At 60.7% G+C, this 17065-nt stretch carries 17 protein-coding genes and 1 pseudogene; 6 read left to right on the forward strand and 12 right to left on the reverse strand.

What is annotated here, in order from left to right; genetic code table 11:
• Positions 1-48: 48 nt before the first annotated feature.
• From TK42_RS24075 to TK42_RS27020, 3 genes are all read left to right on the forward strand, one after another.
• Positions 49-498: a helix-turn-helix domain-containing protein gene (locus TK42_RS24075; RefSeq protein WP_034119103.1), complete on the forward strand. Its 450-nt coding sequence runs from the start codon at positions 49-51 to the stop codon at positions 496-498.
• Positions 495-944, forward strand: a complete 450-nt coding sequence (locus TK42_RS24080; protein ID WP_103735320.1) for an N-acetyltransferase — start codon at positions 495-497, stop codon at positions 942-944. The genes TK42_RS24075 and TK42_RS24080 overlap by 4 nt, the downstream gene beginning before the upstream one ends.
• Before the next feature lie 177 nt (positions 945-1121).
• Positions 1122-1271, forward strand: coding sequence for a hypothetical protein (locus tag TK42_RS27020; protein ID WP_177464527.1), 150 nt, complete (start codon positions 1122-1124; stop codon positions 1269-1271).
• A 15-nt stretch (positions 1272-1286) separates the two neighbouring features.
• On the opposite strand, the gene TK42_RS24085 is transcribed toward TK42_RS27020, so the two are convergent.
• From TK42_RS24085 to TK42_RS24115, 7 genes and pseudogenes are all read right to left on the reverse strand, one after another.
• Positions 1287-2795 carry a sensor domain-containing diguanylate cyclase gene (locus TK42_RS24085; RefSeq protein WP_032876607.1) on the reverse strand — a complete coding sequence of 503 codons (1509 nt, stop codon included), beginning with the start codon at positions 2793-2795 and terminating at the stop codon, positions 1287-1289.
• A gap of 347 nt (positions 2796-3142) precedes the next feature.
• Positions 3143-3351, reverse strand: a pseudogene (locus TK42_RS24090) (SDR family NAD(P)-dependent oxidoreductase); the annotation flags it as partial.
• Between the two features lie 29 nt (positions 3352-3380).
• Entirely contained in the window at positions 3381-4208 is an 828-nt protein-coding gene (locus tag TK42_RS24095; protein WP_032876610.1) for a DMT family transporter, read from the reverse strand.
• Positions 4209-4283: 75 nt separating this feature from the next.
• Positions 4284-5189 carry a transcriptional regulator GcvA gene (gene gcvA, locus TK42_RS24100; RefSeq protein ID WP_103735321.1) on the reverse strand — a complete coding sequence of 302 codons (906 nt, stop codon included), beginning with the start codon at positions 5187-5189 and terminating at the stop codon, positions 4284-4286.
• 61 nt (positions 5190-5250) lie between these two features.
• Positions 5251-7206: an FUSC family protein gene (locus TK42_RS24105; protein WP_103735322.1), complete on the reverse strand. Its 1956-nt coding sequence runs from the start codon at positions 7204-7206 to the stop codon at positions 5251-5253.
• A complete protein-coding gene (locus TK42_RS24110) occupies positions 7206-8114 on the reverse strand; it encodes an HlyD family secretion protein (protein ID WP_032876619.1) in 909 nt (302 codons plus the stop codon). The genes TK42_RS24105 and TK42_RS24110 overlap by 1 nt, the downstream gene beginning before the upstream one ends.
• A gap of 12 nt (positions 8115-8126) precedes the next feature.
• Positions 8127-8315: a DUF1656 domain-containing protein gene (locus TK42_RS24115; protein WP_103735323.1), complete on the reverse strand. Its 189-nt coding sequence runs from the start codon at positions 8313-8315 to the stop codon at positions 8127-8129.
• 147 nt (positions 8316-8462) lie between these two features.
• Here TK42_RS24115 and TK42_RS24120 point away from each other — a divergent pair, with 147 nt between their 5' ends.
• The gene (locus TK42_RS24120) at positions 8463-9251 is read left to right on the forward strand and encodes a helix-turn-helix domain-containing protein (RefSeq protein ID WP_103735324.1); all 789 of its coding nucleotides are present in this window, start codon (positions 8463-8465) and stop codon (positions 9249-9251) included.
• On the opposite strand, the gene TK42_RS24125 is transcribed toward TK42_RS24120, so the two are convergent.
• Complete coding sequence (locus TK42_RS24125; protein WP_103735325.1) at positions 9248-9610, reverse strand: response regulator; 363 nt, start codon at positions 9608-9610, stop codon at positions 9248-9250. The two genes, TK42_RS24120 and TK42_RS24125, sit on opposite strands and share 4 nt — an antisense overlap.
• Entirely contained in the window at positions 9607-11790 is a 2184-nt protein-coding gene (locus TK42_RS24130) for a PAS domain S-box protein (protein WP_103735326.1), read from the reverse strand. Before TK42_RS24130 ends, TK42_RS24125 begins: the two co-directional genes overlap by 4 nt.
• 229 nt (positions 11791-12019) lie before the next feature.
• Between TK42_RS24130 and TK42_RS24135 the strand changes: the two genes are divergently transcribed.
• Positions 12020-13042, forward strand: a complete 1023-nt coding sequence (locus TK42_RS24135; RefSeq protein ID WP_103735327.1) for an alpha/beta hydrolase — start codon at positions 12020-12022, stop codon at positions 13040-13042.
• On the opposite strand, the gene TK42_RS24140 is transcribed toward TK42_RS24135, so the two are convergent.
• Together TK42_RS24140 and TK42_RS24145 are read right to left on the reverse strand one after the other, a co-directional pair.
• Positions 13026-14126, reverse strand: a complete 1101-nt coding sequence (locus tag TK42_RS24140) for a polyamine ABC transporter substrate-binding protein (protein ID WP_103735328.1) — start codon at positions 14124-14126, stop codon at positions 13026-13028. The two genes, TK42_RS24135 and TK42_RS24140, sit on opposite strands and share 17 nt — an antisense overlap.
• A gap of 63 nt (positions 14127-14189) precedes the next feature.
• Positions 14190-15005: a carbon-nitrogen hydrolase family protein gene (locus tag TK42_RS24145; RefSeq protein WP_103735329.1), complete on the reverse strand. Its 816-nt coding sequence runs from the start codon at positions 15003-15005 to the stop codon at positions 14190-14192.
• A gap of 103 nt (positions 15006-15108) precedes the next feature.
• Here TK42_RS24145 and TK42_RS24150 point away from each other — a divergent pair, with 103 nt between their 5' ends.
• Positions 15109-15909 (forward strand): LuxR family transcriptional regulator, encoded by an 801-nt coding sequence (locus tag TK42_RS24150; protein ID WP_032876637.1) that lies wholly within the window; start codon positions 15109-15111, stop codon positions 15907-15909.
• On the opposite strand, the gene TK42_RS24155 is transcribed toward TK42_RS24150, so the two are convergent.
• Positions 15900-17009 carry a P1 family peptidase gene (locus TK42_RS24155; RefSeq protein ID WP_032876639.1) on the reverse strand — a complete coding sequence of 370 codons (1110 nt, stop codon included), beginning with the start codon at positions 17007-17009 and terminating at the stop codon, positions 15900-15902. The genes TK42_RS24150 and TK42_RS24155 overlap by 10 nt on opposite strands.
• Between the last annotated feature and the right edge of the window lie 56 nt (positions 17010-17065).

Below are 17065 nucleotides of genomic sequence, written 5' to 3' on the forward strand. Positions count from 1 at the left end.
CGCAGGCATCATAGAAGTTGAAGTCAACTTCAAGTCAATGGTCTGCCAATGGATATCACCGAGGTCGTCAAACGCACGGGCATTCCTGCCCATACGCTGCGTTTTTATGAAAAGAAGGGGTTGATTACATCGACCAGCCCGCCCGGTGCTCGCCGTCATTTCGCAGCAGCGGTCGTTGAGCAGTTGGCGGTCATCGCCCTCGGGCAGGCGGGTGGCCTGTCGCTGGACGAGATACACGCCATGCTGTCACCCAATGGCCAGGCCAATGTGGATAGAGCGGTGCTGCTGGCCAAGGCCGACGAGATTGATGCCACGGTCAAACACCTGCAGGCGATGAGCCGGGGCTTGCGCCATGCGGCCGCCTGCCCTGCCCCCAACCACGCACAATGCCCGACTTTTCGCCGCCTACTCACCATCGCAGCAGCAGGAACCTTCAAGCGCGGCAGCGCCGGTCTCGCCAGGGTTCGGCCTGCTCACTCAAACACTGAGGCACTATGATTCGCCACTTTCAACCTGCCGACCTGGAACCCGTCCTGGATATTTGGCTGCACGCGTCCATCCTGGCCCACCACTTTATCGACCCCGCCTTCTGGCATGACCAACTGGGCGCCATGCGCGAGGTCTACCTGCCCAGCGCCGTGACCCGTGTGTTTGAAGCCGACGGGAAAGTGCTGGGCTTCAGTTGCGTATATGAAGACACCCTGGCGGCGCTGTTTGTCGCGCCTGAGCATCAGGGCAGTGGTATCGGTACACAATTGCTCAAGGACGCGCAGGCAGCCAGAACCTCACTTCAACTGAGCGTGTATTCGCAGAATGTTCCCAGCCTTCACTTCTACAAGAAGCACGGTTTTACCGTATTCAGAGAGCAACGGGACGAACACACAGGTCACCTTGAAACAGTGATGGGCTGGGCGCCTGATGGATTATTTGACCCACTGCCCTGATGACTCCAACCCGGCGCATCGGCGAGGAGTTGAAATGCCCTTGCGGCGGCCACCGGCATGCGTGTTCGGCGCTTGCCTATTGGCGATCAGCTAACGGTGTGACGCCTTGTTCAGGAACCTTTTCTTGAATACACAATCTGTGCATCTCCCTTGCGACCTAATTTGAGAACTACGCGCATGATTCTGAGAAAAGCCTGCCTGTGCCTTTTACTGCTAAGCGCCGGCTTCATTGCTGGCTATGCGGCCAAGCCCACTGCGCAGTTGGAAGTGACGGCGGGCCAACTCATGGAGTGTGGTGAAGTGATGATTCCGACGCTGGGGATGTGAGGTTAGAGCAGACAATCAAGGCCCCGTGGCTTGCAGGGAAAATCCATTGCGTCCCGCAGCCTTCGCCGAGTAAAGCGCCTGATCAGCCGCCTCGATCAATCCGAGCGGCGGTTCCAGACGCAAACCCGTGCCCGCGGCAATGCCGATACTCACACTGACGTAACCGAACGGGCTGCCTGGGTGCGTGATGTTTTCGTGCTGCAGCGACTCAAGGATCCGTTGCGCGACCACCGCCGCGCCTTGGCTGTCGGTGCCGGGCATGATGATCGCCATTTCCTCACCGCCATAACGCGCCACCAGGTCTGACGGTCGTCGCGCGCATCGTTCCAATAGCCTGCTGACCCTCTGCAAGCAAGTGTCGCCGACCACGTGACCGAAGGCATCGTTGTAGCGTTTGAAATGGTCGATATCGATCATCAACAACGCCAGCGACGTACCTTCACGCTGCGCCCGGCGTGCTTCCAGGGCCAGTGTTTCATCGAAACAACGGCGGTTCGCCAAACCGGTCAACGCGTCCTTCATCGCCAGGAACGCCAATTGCCGATTGGAATCGAGCAACTGTTGCTGGGCGACGCGCAGCGCCTCTTCCGCCGCGGTTCGCCGGCGAATATCCAGAATCAGGAACCAGCCGATCAGCCCGGTCAGCCCCAACAAGCCCGCCACCACGACTGCCGACAGTGCCGCCTCGATGCGCCACGCCGCGAGGGCTTCATGCTTGCCCAGCGCGACGGTGGTAATCAGCGGCAGCGTTTCGCTTTTGCGAAAGGCATACAACCGCTCCACACCATCCAGGCTGGAGGTATGCGCGGTGGTGCCGAAAGGCTGATCGAAATACTTGGCGTAAATAGGCGACTTGGAAAAATTGCGCCCCATGTCCTGTTCACGGAAGGGATAGCGCACCAGCAACGTGCCGTCGGTGTAGGACAAGCCGATGGCACCCTCCTGGCCAACGTCAAGCTTGCCGAACACGCGCAGAAAGTTTTCCACCCCCAGCGTCACCGCGACCACCCCGGCAAAATTGCCCGATGCATCATTGAATCGGCGGCTGACGGTAACCACCCATTCCTGATTGGCACGGCTCTGAACCGGTGGGCCAATGAACGGCTCGGGGCTCGGATCGTCACGATGATGAATGAAATAGGCGCGATCGCTGCTATTGGCCCCCTCTGGAATCCGCCGGTTGGAGGACATCAACCAGCCGCCCTGACGGTCATACACCGTGATGCCACTGAGCTGCGGCATCAGCGGCTGCTGGCGGTTGATCAACGCATGGATACGCTCGATTTGCGCCGGGCCACTGCCTTCGGTTTCGAGGCGCTCGACCAGGCCCAGCAACAACAGCGCGCTTTGCCGGACGATACCTTCGGTATAGGTATTGAGTGCCTGGGTCAGGTTCAAACCATGCACATCCACTTCCGCCAGCGCGCGCTCACGCGAAGACAGAACCTTCCAGATCGTCAACGAGGTCAGGGAGCAACCAATCACCAACAGCAAAAGCATCACAAGGCGGGTATCGCGCTTCACGTCGGCACCTTAAGGAAGTCCGGTTTCCAGTCCAGCCATCATTCGAACGTCGGCACTTACAGAGGCCACCGGTTTATGGGCGCAAGCATACAAGCACTCTGCTTGCACTGCAGCAATAGCACCCACAGAAATTTCCTACACCAACAGCCTCGCCTCGGCTTGAACCAGACCATACGGCTCACGCCCCACCCTGCTGAAAACTCAACAGCGCCTGCTCAAGATCATCTATCGCGCCTTCAACCTCTGCCACACTCGCCTCAAGTGAAACAACCGATGCTTCAGGGCCAGTGCAAGCAACCTCCAGGGCCCGGCACCGTTCTACCAGTGCTCACCTTTAACCACACGGGCATCGGGCCGATGGCGTTGACCGCGAAGATGCGCTGCATGCGCTCCAGGCTCAGGTCCTCCAGACGCGACTGAGTCGTCAGCACGCCGGTATTATTGACCAGTACGTCGAGGCGCCCGAACCTGCGGTCGATGGCCGGGCGGTCGCGGCACCCACTCCGCGACTGCCACCGGTGATCAGGATCAGCGGTGCCTGCGAGACGTCAACCATTGAAAATACCTCCTTGGATGATGGCTGTATCAGCCGATGATGAGGGTGCCGCCGGCGATCACCACGCACGCCAGGACCCTGCGCGCGGTAAGGGTTTCGCCAAGAAAAAAGTAGCCAATCAACATCGCGAACAACACGCTGGTTTCGCGCAATGCCGATACCGCGCCCAACGGCGCTTCGTTCATCGCGTAGATCACGATTGCATAGGCCAGCAAAGACACCAGCCCGCCGACCACTGCGGCCAAGGTACCGGGGCGCAGGCTTAATAAACTGCGGGCATCGCGCAGGCCGATGTACACCGCTGGCATCATCACGCCCCACAACGCGCACATCCATACGGTATAGGCCAGCGGCGCGCCGGAGAGCCTGGCGCCGATACCGTCGACAACGCTGTAGGCCGCGATGAAACAGCCCGTTCCCAGCGCATAAGGCAGGCTGGGAACCGACAACCGACGCCCGCTGAAAGCCAGGGAAATAATCGCCCCTGACACCAGTGCAATCCCCAGCAACTCGACGGGAGCAATGCGTTCCCCGGCAAATACCGCAGCCCCCAGGGTGATCAGCGCCGGCGACGAGCCCCGGGAAATCGGATAAATCTGCCCCAGGTCGCCCACCCGGTAGCTGCGCACCAGGAACAGGTTGTAACCGACATGCAGCAACGCCGAAAGCACCCCATAGCCCCAGCTCTCAATCGCCGGCGTCACCATGAACGTAGCGGCGATGAGACTGGTGAAGGCAATGGCCATGCACATGACAGTCATCGACCATAGCCGGTCGGCACCACCACGCAATAGCGCGTTCCAGCTGGCATGAAGCAGGGCGGCGAACAGCACCAGGAAGATGATATGAGTAGGCATGCGCCATCTTAGGCAAGCCAAGGCCCCGGCTTACAGCGAAGTCTGCTCATCACAGCATGAACAGATACTCATACCTCATTGATCCGCCCGTTGTACTTTCAGCGCCTCGCTCATCAGCCATTGACGAAAGCTGAAGATATGCGGCTGGGTTTCGATGCCCTTGGGGCACACAAAATAGTAGGCAAGCGGTGACGGGAACGGCACATCGAACAGGCGCACCAGGCGACCGTCACTTATTTCCTGCTCCACATGCCCGCTGCGCACCAACGCGATGCCATGGCCGAGCAGGGCCGCCTCGACGGTCATGTTGGTATCGCCAAACCTGACGCTTTCCCTGAGCGGCGTAAAAGCCAGCCCCACGGCTTGAAACCAGACCTCCCATTTCGGTGCCAGCTCGGCGCCATCGCGGGCCAGCAGCGGGAAGTCCAATAAATGGGCGGGGCTGCGCGGGGTGCCAAGGCGCCGCAACAGTTCGGGGCTGGCCACGGGAAACACCTGCTCGCCGAACAAAAACTCCGAATACAGGCCCGGGTAATTCCCCTTGCCCAGCCGCACCGCGACATCCGCTTGGGCGTCGGAAAAGTGGATGACGTCGTCCGTGGTGTCCAGCGCAACCAGCAGCTCGGGGTGCTGGCGAGCGAGGTTCGGCAAGCGTGGCAGCAGCCATTTCAAGGCAAAGGAATAAGTGGTGCTGACCTTGAGCCGTACCCTGCCCTTTTGCTCGCGCAGGTCGGCCAGGGTCGCCTCCAGGCTAATGAAGAATTCGCGCACGATGGGCGCCAGGGTAGCCCCCGCCGGGGTCAGGCGTAACGACTGGCCACGCTCGAACAACGCCAGGCCCCAAAGCGCTTCCAGGTGTTTGAGCTGGTGGCTGACCGCGCTCTGAGTAACATGCAACTCCTGCGCGGCCGCGGTAAAGGTCGGGTGGCGAGTGGCGGCTTCGAAGGCGCGCAAGGTCGCGGTGGGCGGCAGATCTCTCATAGATAGGGTGTCCGGCGAGTTAGCAGTAAGCGCTGAGCATGAGCATTGACTCATGTTAGCCCTAAAGCACCAGGTTCGCGTATTGCTCCAGCAGCCGCGCCAGGTTCTGATAACCGCTCGCCAGATGAGGCGCACCAAGCCTGCTCAACGACCGGGATGTGCGCCGCGCCTGTGCGGCGCCGATCGCGGGATGATGGGCATATCGTGCAACCCGCCGCGCACCGCTTTGCACGCATCGGGCCACGGGAGATGCCGGATCAACACCGCTGGCTTTGCGCTGTAGCCGATTCAATTGCTTGCTCAGTTGCAGCGACAAGTAGCCCGCCGGGTCAGCGTGCGGGTGATCAGCGCCAAGCAAACTCTTCAACGTAACTAACCGGTGTTGTTGCTCCGCTTGCCATTGAGCATGATCGATTGTATTTGCCTGGCGTAGCAGCAGGCGTGTATGCCGGCGCAGCGCACGTGTCAATGCGCGTACCTGCCTGGCTGGATCTTTGGGCAGGATCTGAAACGCCAAGAGGCACACAATCATCGCTACGATCCAGGCCAGCGCCTGGTTGGCGAAACCGACGAAATCGTAGGTGGCGGTCATGCCGGTGCTGACCAAGGTGTTGAAGCCGATCAGGTAGGCAACCCCTTGCAGGGCATGGCGCGGCTGGCTCGTGGCATGGATGCCGAACGACCAGAAGCCTGCCATGACCAGCAACAACAGAGGGAAGCCGTTGATCTGTGGCATCAACAGGAATTTGCACAGCGCCGCCGCCACAATCGCGTAGAGCGTGCCGCGGATAAAACCGTTGATACCTTGGGCTGGCGCGGCAGCTGTCGCCACCAGGGTGCAGTACGGCCCCAGCACCGCCAGTAATGTGGGCCCTTGATCCCAGCCGCTGAAATACCAGATCGCACCCGCACTCAGTATGGCGAGCAGTGCCCGGATGCCGTTTCGCGCCGCATCCGCGTAATGGCGGTGATACCCCACGGCGCGTACCGGTGCGCGGCGAGCCTGGTCGAGGCTGGCGAAGTTCAACAGGGCCTCGCCCAGGTCCGTCAGTTGGTCGTCCAAGCGTTCGCTGCGCCACCGCAGGTGTGGCCTTGAATCGGCGCAATCATCCACCCAGCGACGCAGTTGCTCCAGCGTAGCGGCCGCGGCGCGAAAGTCGCAGCGCGCCTGCGCCAGGCATTCACTCAGTTGTTGCAAGCCTGTGCTTATGCGGGCGCGCAACGCGGGGTCGATTGCGGGGTCGGGGTCGTCCGGGTGCACGTCGAGCACAGCCGACTGCAGATGCGCCAGGCCGGCCTGAATCGCCAGCTGCCGCGAGCGGATCAGCGACGATTCGCCACGGCCGAGCCCAAGCTGGTCGTCCACCTTGCTGATATCGATCGCGAGCTGGTGCCGTTGCGTCGCCAGCTGCGCAGGCTCTTCGCCCACAAGGCTTGCCGCGAGCAGCCGGGCGCTGCGCGCGCAGGCGTCGATCAGCGAGCTTCGAACTTTATGCGCCATGGTCTTGGCGCTGAACAGCGTCGCTACCAGGCTCAAGCTGAGCACGCCGAGCGCTACCGCCGTGCCACGAGTGATGATGTGGTCGAAGCCCTGTTCCGGGGCGACGATGGCAGGGCCCAGCGCCAAACACACCGTATAGCCCGCCACCACTGCCGCGGTGGCCTGGTAATGACGCAAAACCGTCATTGCACCGACGCACAGGCCCAGCCATATACCGACGCCCAGTATGAACAACAGCATCTGTTGCGCGAACAGCCCCATCAGCACAAAGGCTGCGACCATGCCGACCAGGGTGCCCAGCATCCGGTACACACCCTTGCCTCGCACTGCCCCTTGGATGGGCTGCACCAGCAACAACACCGTGGACGCACCCGAGAATGGCGAATCCAGATGCAGTTGGAAACCAAGCCAGAGTGCCAGGCTTGCCGCCAGGATACTGCGCAGCACGTAGGCAAGCGTGGCGGACGTCCAGGGCCGAGGGATCGCCGCGAAAAAGCGTGTCGCCAGGCCAGTCATCACATGAACGCCTGCAGCCATTGGGTGAGTCGCCAGCGCGCTGCGGCGCCCGGCTGCGTCACTTCGACACTGGCGGTCATGCCCGCCGCCAACTCTACCCCGTCCGGCACCTTGTCCAACTCGATGCGCACGGGCACTCGCTGGGCCAGACGAATCCAACTGAAGGTCGGGCTCACCTGGGGCAAGCCGCTGTCGTTGCGCAACTCATTGGTGTCGGCAATGCCTCTGCCCAGGCTTGCCACGTGGCCTTCCAGCAGCGGGTCAAAGCCCATCAGCTTGATCGACACCGGTGCGCCGATGAGTACACCCGGCAGCTTGGTCTCTTCAAAATAGCCCGTGATCCAGAAACTATGAGCGTCGACCACGAACAGGTTGGTAGCACCCGCCTGCGCATAGTCACCGGGCTGCAACCGCAGTTGCGTGACGTAGCCGTCCACTGGCGAACGCACAGTCGTGCGGTCAAGGTCGAGCTGGGCCTGGGCCAACTGGCTGCGTGCCGCGTCCAAACGTGCTTGGGCCACGGCCAAGTCACGCGCCGCGTTGTCGATCTCTTCCCGGGCGATGGCGCCGCCCAGTTGCGCGCGCCGCTTGAACTGCGCACTGCGCTGCTCGAACACACTCCGCGCTTCTGCGAATTGCGCTGCGCGCTGCTGCTGGGTCAATCGATAAGCACGCGTATCAATCCGATAGAGCAAAGCACCCTTTGCCACCCATTGGTTGTCACTGACCCATAACTGATCGATTTGGCCGGACACCTCGGGCGCAATGCGGATCACCTGTGCACTCACCCGCCCATCCCGCGTCCAGGGCGCCAGCACGTATGCCCGCCAGAGTTGCAGGCAAAACACCAGGGCCAGCACGCCAAGCCCCACGGTGGCGGCAGTTTTAAGCAGTTTGACGATAGACATGCGCGGCCTCGCTCAGCAATGGACGACCATCGTCGACACGACGATGAGCAAGACAAAAAAACGCGCCAGCGCCGGGTGCCACGCTCGGTCCAGCCAGCGACCGCCCAGACGTTCGATCAGCCGGTAGGCCAGGAGGGACGCACCGAGGTAGATCAACAAGGGCGGAAAGTAGAGGTTGGCAATCGAGATTTCGCTAAGCATGGCAAGCACCGGGATTCGGAAGGTTCTAGCAGTCGCCCGCCCAAGGAAGGCAAGGCTTGTAGGTGATGCTAGGGAATTACTGCCACTGCCGATATTGAGTACACTGCCAAAATATAATCAAATCCGGACAACCCTGGATGACCTTGCATGGCACAGATCCAAGTCGATCAGTTTGAGTACGACACCCTTTCCCAGCCCGCCGTAGCGCTGATGCTGGAACCCCAGCGCAACGACAGCGAGTCTGCCGTACACAAGCACCGCAAGGGGCAACTGGTGGTGGCGTGTTGCGGTGGCATTGTGTGTACGGTGGAAGATGGCGTGTGGATGGTGCCGTCAGGGTTCGGCGTGTGGATCCCGGGGGGCGTCGCCCATAGCAACCGCGTGACAGCCAACGGGCAGGTGTGTTTTCTGTTCGTGGAGCCCTGCGCTGCATCGCTGCCGGATCGCTGCTGTACCTTGGCGCTGTCGCCATTGATCCTTGAGCTGATCCTGCACCTGAGCGGCCAGGCTCAGGATTACCCGGCCGATTCACGCACTGCTCGATTGGCCCACGTACTGCTCGAAGCGCTTGAACTGGCCCCCACCGAACAACTCTACCTGCCTCTACCCGCCTCAAACCCGTTGCGTACCATCGCCCGAGCCCTGGCGCAAGATCCCGCCAACCGCGCCACCATGGCGAACTGGGCACGCCACGTGGCCATGAGTGAACGCTCGCTGGCCCGCCTGGTAAAAGCCGAAACCGGCCTGACCTTCGGACAATGGCGCAAGCAATGGCAGATCATCGTCGCCCTGCAAAGCCTGGCCGAAGGGCAATCAGTGCAGAGAACCGCTGAAGCGCTCGGCTATGAGTCAGTCAGCTCGTTCATCACGATGTTTCGTAAAACCCTGGGCACCTCACCGGCCCGTTACCTGCGCAACACCGTGGGTCTTACCTAAGACTCCAGCGTCAGCGCAATTTTCAACCGCAGATCCTTTTCCGCAAATGGCTTATGCAAGACCGGACAGCCCCTGAACTCTTCCGGCAGGCCACTGCCGCCGTAGCCCGTACTGAACAAAAACGGAATGTGGCGTGCGCGCAGAATCCGCGCCACTGGGAAGACGTATTCTCCAGCCAGGTTCACGTCGAGGATCGCCAAGTTGACATCCACCACCCCTGCCACGTGTATCGCCTTGGCGAGTTGGGCCACGGAGGCGACTACGGTGCACTCCAGGTCTTCGAGCATTTCCTCGATCAACATGGCGATGGTGCCCTCGTCTTCAACCAGGAGCACTCTGGTGCCTGGGAACGTGGTCATGTCTGGTTCTCAGCGAGCATAAACGAGAAGCGGCAGTGAACGCCCTCAGGGGCGAAGTCAAGTTCGAACGAACCGCCTAGATCACGCTCGATACAGCGCTTCATCAACCGCGAACCCAAGCCTTCGCGCTCCGGCGTGGATACCGAAGGCCCGCCTTGTTCGCGCCAGTCCACGGTGAGCAGCGCGCCGCTGGGCTGGGGTCGCACGCTCCAGCTCACCGAGAGTGTCCCGGTGTCGGTGGACATCGCTCCGTATTTGAGGGCGTTGATCGCCAGTTCGTTGAGTGTCATGGTCAGGTTCAGGGCGACGCGGGTGTCGACCTCAATGGCATCACCGGCAATCACCACGCGACCGGAATCATGGCCAAACACCGGCACCAACACTTCCTGGGCCAGCACTCCCAGCGGCGTAAGGCCCCAATGCCGCTTCGTCAGCAGGTCATGGGCACGCGACAAGGCGAGCAATCGGGCTTCGAACCGGGTGTAGCCGTCCTTGGCATCCTGCGCGTTACGCGCGGTCTGGGACGCCAGGGACTGGACCGTGGCCAGAGTGTTCTTGACCCGATGATTGAGTTCATCGATCAAGTTCTTTTGTCGGTCTTCGGCCTGCTTTCGCTCGGTGATATCCACAAGCATGTTGATCGCGCCGATCAGATTGCCATCGGCGTCGTGCAGCGGGGTTGGATACGGCGTGAAAGACACGCGGGTGCCATCCGGGCGCTCGGCGACGGCCTCGACGCCGCGTATGGCGCGGTTTTCCTTGAGTGCCACGGCCATCGGGCATTGGTCGTGAGGCAGAAAAGAGCCGTCGGTGTTGAACAGTTTCCAGGTGACACACCACAGGTCGCCCAGTTGCGGCGTGCGCCCCGACAACTCGACGGCCGCACGATTATAAAAAGTGATACGCCCTTCGGCGTCGGTGGTGTAGACCGCTGCCGGCAGCGCCTCGAGCAGATCGCGCATGTGCCGTTCGCTTTCACGCACCCGGTTTTCCATTTTTCGGGCCAGCGTGACGTCCTGAATGACCCGCACACCATAGCGGAACCGGCCATCCGGCGCCCTGACCGACGAGCTATGAACATCCAGATAAAGCGCCTGGCCATCGAACTTGAACGCGCGTTTGCGCAACACGTAGTTGTCCAGTTCACCCGCCACCTGTCGTGCGTATAACGCCGCGTCCTGCTCGACACTGTCTGGGTGGGTGTAGTCCAGGAAGGTCATCGCCAGCAATTGCTCACGAGGGCGCCCGAGCATGGTGCAAAGGGCATCGTTGACCCGCAGCAGGCGACCGTCCTCGCCAGCCTCGGCAATGCCGATGGTCGCCGCCTCGTAGGTCGCCGCCAGCCGGTCATCGCTCTCCTGGCGCCCGGTTTCGGCGTCGTGCACGCGGGTCACGTCAATCGTGAAGCAACGTGTGTTGAAGAACTTGCCGTCTTCGAATCGCCCATTCGAGGTAATCGCTACGTGCCTGATGCTGCCGTCCTTGGCCCGCAGGCGCGCCGGGTAACTGTTCAGGCAATCGCCGCTGCCGAGTTTATGGAGGATGTCGCCGATGACCGGTTCATCCACATGAAATTCAGTGATGTGACGGCCGATGTATTCGTCCGCGCAATAGCCCAGCAGCGATAACTCGGCTTTATTGGCGCGCAGGATAATGCCTTCGCCGCTGACAATATGCAGGCCCACGGCGCTGTTTTCGAAAAAGTCTTCGAGGTCGGAACTTTTGCGTCGCAGCTCCTCGGCTATTGCGTGGTGCGCCGAGACGTCCTGAAAGCAATTGATCGCGCCCTGGATTCGTCCATGGCGATCGCTAAGCGTGCGGACATTCATGAGCGCTACGAAGCGAGATCCGTCAGGGCGCTCGATCAAGACTTCCTGATTACGCGCACACAGGCCAGCGTTGAGCGTGGAAGCCATCGGACATTCGTCGACCGCCAATGGCGCGCCGTCCGTCGTATAAAGTCGATATGAGCCGCAATAGCGGTCGCCATGCTTACCGAGGGCTGGTGTTCGTCCCCACAAACTAACCGCTTCGCTGTTGAACCTGACGAGCCACCCGTGGCGGTCACAGAGGTAAATTGCCCCCGGAATCACATCGAGCAAGTGAGTCCCCATCGCGACCAGGCTCTCGTATTCACTGGGTTCGCGTGTGGTTGTGGGGGGCTGGTCAACATTCAACATACTTGATCCTCAATGCACCTGTGTTGAAAAACGCGACTGCTATTGCCGCCTTTCGCTCTTCCCTGAGTGTATGTACCGAGAAAGCATTCCACCTTGGATAAATTTCATTCACACGCAAGACTTTGCCTCGGGCGCTGGAAGCGCCGAATGGGAACGAAACATGAAGCCTACCGCTCAGTATAGTGTTGCCGCTTCGAGTTTATCAGCCGACGTAGCATGAGGAGAGACTGTGTCCACTTCCAAGCTGACCTCGCGTGTCCTCAATACCCCGCGCCATACGACGCACTATGTAGAGATGGGACCGGCCGATGGGCCATTGATGCTGTTCCTGCACGGTTGGCCGGAGCTCAGCCTGATCTGGCGCGCACAGATCCAAGCATTCGCGGCACAAGGCTGGCACTGCGTTGCACCCGACATGCGCGGTTATGGTCGTTCTTCTGCACCCGCGCCCACGCAGGCGTACACCCTTGAAAACATCGTGGCCGACATGGCAGAGCTTCACGACCATCTCGGTGGCAGGCCCGCCATTTGGGTAGGCCACGATTGGGGCAGCGTCGTGGCGGGTGAACTGGTCGCTCATGAGCCTCAGCGCAGTTGCGGTGTTGTATTGATTTCGGTCCCGTACTTCCCCACCACTAACGCGCTGCCAACGCTCGTCCCACTGGTTGATCGCTCGATCTACCCGGCGGACACGTATCCGGACGGTCAATGGGATTATTACCGCTACTACAACACACACTTTGCGTGCGCTGTCGCTGACCTTGATGCGGATAAAGCCGCATCGCTGGCGTCGATTTATCGCCGAGGCGACCCGGCGAATATCGGCAAGATTGCAGCGAATGCCGAAGTGACCCGCAAGGGCGGGCGGTTCGGCCAAGCGCACCGGGCCCCCCTCACCCAGCCAGACCTTGCGCTCTGGCCGCAGGCAGACTTCGCGCAATTGGTGCGCAGTTTCCAGGCGCATGGTTTCCGCGCTCCCTGCGCCTGGTATTTAAACGACGATGCCAACATTGAATATGCGCACCGGGCGTTAAATGGCGGCCTCTTGTCATTGCCCGTACTGTTTGTGAACGGCGACTACGATCAAATGAACACCATCAAAGGTAATCAGCTGGGCGATCCAATGCGGGCGGCCTGCGTAGATCTCACCGTGGCAAGCCTACCCGGCGGGCATTGGTTGCCGGTGGAATGCAAGGTCGAACTCGTTGAAGCCATAAGCACCTGGCTACGCAAGCTCAGGTCCCACTCTTGACCTTGCTCCAGACCCGCGTACGCACCCGCTCCAGTTTCAACGGCAGCGGCTCCAGCGCAAACAGCGTATCCAGCACTGCCTTGGAAGGATAAACCCCAGGATTATCGCGCACCTTCGCATCAACCAGCCCTTTGGCGTCCTTGTTGGCATTGGCATAGCTGAGGTAATTGGACGACGCGGCAATCACCGGCGGGCGCAGCATGTAGTCGATGAACGCCAGGCCCTGCTGGGGATTCGGTGCATCGTTGAGCAGCACCAGGTTTTCCACCCAGATCGGCGCGCCTTCCTTGGGAATGCTGTACTGGATCCGGCGACCATTGCCGGCGGCATCGGCAGCTTTGCGAGCGTCCATCACGCCGCCCGCCCAGCCGACGACGGCGCAGATATCACCGTTGGCCAGATCGGTGATAAAGCGCGAGGAGTCGAAGTAGCGAATGTGCGGGCGCAGTTTCAACAACAGGGCCTGGGCCTTGAGGTAGTCTTCCGGGTTCTGGCTGTTATAGGGCAACCCCAGATAGTGCAAGGCGATCGGGATGATTTCAGCGGGCGCATCCAGCATCGCCACGCCGCACTCGCCCAGCCTGGCGAGGTTTTCTTCTTTGAAAATCAGGTCCCAGGAATCTACCGGTGCGTTGTCACCCAGGAGCGCGTGGACTTTGGCGACGTCGTAACCAATGCCGGTGGTGCCCCACAGATAAGGCACGGCAAAACGATTACCGGGGTCGTTGCTGCTGACCTTGGCCAGGATATCCGGATCCAGATGTGACAGGTTGGTCAGTTGCGAGCGATCCAGTTCCTTGAGTACACCGGCCTTGATCAGGTTCGGCAACAGGTCGCCGGTAGCGACTACCACGTCATAGCCGCTACGCCCGGCCATAAGTTTGCTTTGCATGACCTCGCTGTTGTCGAACACGTCGTAGGCCGATTGAATGCCGGTCTGCGCCTGGAAATCCTTCAGCGTAGTGGGCGCGATGAAGTCATACCAGTTATAGATATTGACCTTCGGCTCCGCCGCCTGAGCGCAAGCCATTACGCCGCTGATCACGGCAGCCAGTCCCCATTGCATACATCGAATAGCGATCATCACGAACTCCTGGGCCGGCACCTGCGCGCCAGCTGATTATTGTTATGGAGGGTACAAACGCGGTCAGCGAATCAGCAGTTCACGGCGGCCATTGGGATGCTCGACAGCCTCGCCTTGCAGCAGCAACCGACGATCATTGAGGTAGTGATAATCCCTGCGAGCCGCCTTGATTTGAGCAAGGTCCAGACTGATCGCATGACGGGTTTCTTCGCGCCCGGCTTCGTACAACAGGCGACCAAACGGGTCGACCACGGCGCTTCCGCCAGCAAACACCAAGCCGTCATCGCCCTGCCCTGCGCGGTTGACCATCACGCTGAACAGCTGGTTTTCCTGGGCCCTGGCCATGATCGCGGTGCGATGCACCGGGCCGTAGGGGTCCATGTTGCCGTTGGTGACGATGATCAATTCAGCACCCAGTTGCGCCAGCGCCCGCGCCGTTTCCGGCAGCTCGATGTCGTAGCAGATCAGCAGGCCGACACGCACGCCGTTCCACAGCGTAGTGACGAAGCGATCGCCTGGCGTGATGTCGGCGCGCTCGGAGGGCCACAGATGGGTTTTGCGATAGCGCAGGGCAATACCCTCGGGTGTGATCAATACCGAGGTGTTGTAATAGGCGTCCGCATCACGTTCGACCAAGCCAATCACAACCGACACATTGCGTTGGCGCACCGCCTGCTGCACGGTTTGCAGCGTCGGGCCGTCCAGAGGCTCGGCGACCTTGGCCAGTTGTTCGCCACCGACGAAGCCCATCAAATGGGTTTCCGGAAATACCAGCAAGTCGGTATCCGCGTTGCAGTTGGCGATGGTCTCCAAGGTGCGTCCCAGGTTATAAGCGGTATCACCGTCGCGGCCGGCTAACTGCAAGAGTTCGATGTTCATGGCAGGTCCTTGGGCAAAGTGGAAACCCGAATTTACCCGGGCCTTCAAATGAGTATGGGGTGCAGCGCAATGGGAAAAAATTACTTCAATGGGGTACCCCGCAATGGGTAGTCAAACCAATCTGACCTTGCAGGATGTGGCCTGGCATGACGCGGTCGGGCGGCTGATCGAAAACCTCGACCAACCGCACTTCTGGGTATCCATGACGCGTTTGCTCGGGCGCTATGTGCCGGTGGACAGCTGGGTGGTACTGATCTTCAACCCTGGCAGGCCACTGGTACTGGCTGAATCGCCTACGGAGGAAGGCGGCACCGACTCGCTGTTCCAGGACTACCTCAAGGGGCTTTACCTGCTCGATCCGTTTTACCTGGCCAATCGCGAATCACCGCGAAGTGGGCTGTTTCAACTGGACGACGTTGCCCCCGAGTGTTTTGAGCAGACCGATTATTACCAGCGCTACTTCCGCCTGAACGTGGTCGCCGATGAGATACATCTCAATGTGCAACTCGATCCCCAGCGCACTCTGAGCCTGTCGTTGGGCAGCCGTTGCCGCTTCAGCCAGGAGCAACTGGCACTGCTGCGGTTGATCCAGCCCTGGGTGGCCGGCCTGATGCGTCAGCGCTGCGTGTTTGAACAGGCTTCGAACAGCGCGCCGTCAGCAGAGCCGTCAACGGACTGGCAAGAGCGCCTGCTGTCACCGACGCTGCAGATCAGCTCGGCGTTGTCGAGCCGTGAAGCCGAGGTAGCGCAGTTGATGCTCAGTGGCTGCTCGAACAAAGAGATCGCCCGCAAGCTGGCGATCTCTGCCGAAACGGTCAAGGTGCATCGCAAGCACATGTACAACAAGCTGGGGATCAAATCCCAGTCCGAGCTGTTCCTATTGTTCCTTCAGGCTCAGGAGTGAACAGCAGCCGTCCAACCCACCTTCGTCATCGCCGCCAGCAATTGTTCAGGTTTGAGCGCCAGTGCTTGTCGGCCACGGCCCTGCAGGTCGTTGGCGGCCAACAGAGCATTGAGAATTGCTTCCTCGACGGCGTCCGCAGCGGCCACAAACAACGCGGAGATGTAGTCGTTATTGACCATCTGTAAGGCCGTGGTCGGCGGGCCGGGTTGCCCGAGATTAGCAACCGGCAAGCCAGTATTGCCTACAGAGAACGCGATGAAGATGTCGCCGCTGTCGTCTTCGGTGCCGCCACCGACCCGCGCCAAGCCGATACTCGCGCGCTGTGCCAGGCGTGTGCATTGATGGGGCAGCAAGGGCGCGTCGGTGGCGATGGTGATCACGATAGACCCCATGCCAGGCACGCCGACGTTCACCGGCCCGTCATAAGGCGAAGGCGTGTCCTGCAATACGCTGCCCACCGGGTAACCCGCCACGCGCAAGGCGCTGCGTACGCCGTAGTTGGCCTGCACCAGTGCGCCCACGGTCCAGCCGCCCTCTTCGGCGCTCAGCACGCGAGACGACGTACCAATCCCACCTTTGAATTCATGGCAGATCATCCCGTTACCGCCGCCCACGCAGCCTTCCTGCACCGGGCCGCTGTGTGCATCCGCCAATGCGGCGTGCACATGCTCGGCGGTGACGTGCTGGTCCCAGATATCGCTCAAAATGCCATCGTAGGTTTCCAGCACCACCGGCATGCACCAATAGGTGTGTTGCTTGCCCATTTCACGTTCGGCGGCCACCAGTGCATCACGTACCACGCCGACGCTGTGGGTATTGGTGTAGGCAATGGGTGTGGTCAGCAAGCCTGCTTCGCGAATCCACTCCAGACCGGTGGCGTCGCCGTTGCCGTTGAGCACGTGAACGCCGGCGAAACACGGCGCCAGATGAGCTGCGACCGGCCGCGGCTCGATGATGGTCACACCGGTATGCATCGAGCCGTCGGTGCTTTCGGCATTGAGGGTGTGATGGCCGACGCGAACGCCGGGCACGTCGGTGATGGCGTTGAACGCCCCGGGTGTGCCCGTGCCAATGGTGATGCCCAGGTCTCGTAAGCGCATGTTTTTACTCTCGATAAGCCCGTGAAGAATTGGCTCAAGTCTAGGTAGTCGGCCAG

Origin of the sequence: Pseudomonas sp. GZJR-8 (assembly GCF_002916705.1) — a bacterium.
Lineage (GTDB): Bacteria > Pseudomonadota > Gammaproteobacteria > Pseudomonadales > Pseudomonadaceae > Aquipseudomonas > Aquipseudomonas synxantha_A.

Coding starts and splice junctions, on each gene's coding strand:
- TK42_RS24075 (WP_034119103.1), top strand. CDS start 49: ATGGATATCACCGAGGTCGTCAAACGCACGGGCATTCCTGCCCATACG.
- TK42_RS24080 (WP_103735320.1), top strand. CDS start 495: ATGATTCGCCACTTTCAACCTGCCGACCTGGAACCCGTCCTGGATATT.
- TK42_RS27020 (WP_177464527.1), top strand. CDS start 1,122: ATGATTCTGAGAAAAGCCTGCCTGTGCCTTTTACTGCTAAGCGCCGGC.
- TK42_RS24095 (WP_032876610.1), bottom strand. CDS start 4,208: ATGCCTACTCATATCATCTTCCTGGTGCTGTTCGCCGCCCTGCTTCAT.
- gcvA (WP_103735321.1), bottom strand. CDS start 5,189: ATGAGAGATCTGCCGCCCACCGCGACCTTGCGCGCCTTCGAAGCCGCC.
- TK42_RS24105 (WP_103735322.1), bottom strand. CDS start 7,206: ATGACTGGCCTGGCGACACGCTTTTTCGCGGCGATCCCTCGGCCCTGG.
- TK42_RS24110 (WP_032876619.1), bottom strand. CDS start 8,114: ATGTCTATCGTCAAACTGCTTAAAACTGCCGCCACCGTGGGGCTTGGC.
- TK42_RS24115 (WP_103735323.1), bottom strand. CDS start 8,315: ATGCTTAGCGAAATCTCGATTGCCAACCTCTACTTTCCGCCCTTGTTG.
- TK42_RS24120 (WP_103735324.1), top strand. CDS start 8,463: ATGGCACAGATCCAAGTCGATCAGTTTGAGTACGACACCCTTTCCCAG.
- TK42_RS24125 (WP_103735325.1), bottom strand. CDS start 9,610: ATGACCACGTTCCCAGGCACCAGAGTGCTCCTGGTTGAAGACGAGGGC.
- TK42_RS24130 (WP_103735326.1), bottom strand. CDS start 11,790: ATGTTGAATGTTGACCAGCCCCCCACAACCACACGCGAACCCAGTGAA.
- TK42_RS24140 (WP_103735328.1), bottom strand. CDS start 14,126: ATGATCGCTATTCGATGTATGCAATGGGGACTGGCTGCCGTGATCAGC.
- TK42_RS24145 (WP_103735329.1), bottom strand. CDS start 15,005: ATGAACATCGAACTCTTGCAGTTAGCCGGCCGCGACGGTGATACCGCT.
- TK42_RS24150 (WP_032876637.1), top strand. CDS start 15,109: ATGGGTAGTCAAACCAATCTGACCTTGCAGGATGTGGCCTGGCATGAC.
- TK42_RS24155 (WP_032876639.1), bottom strand. CDS start 17,009: ATGCGCTTACGAGACCTGGGCATCACCATTGGCACGGGCACACCCGGG.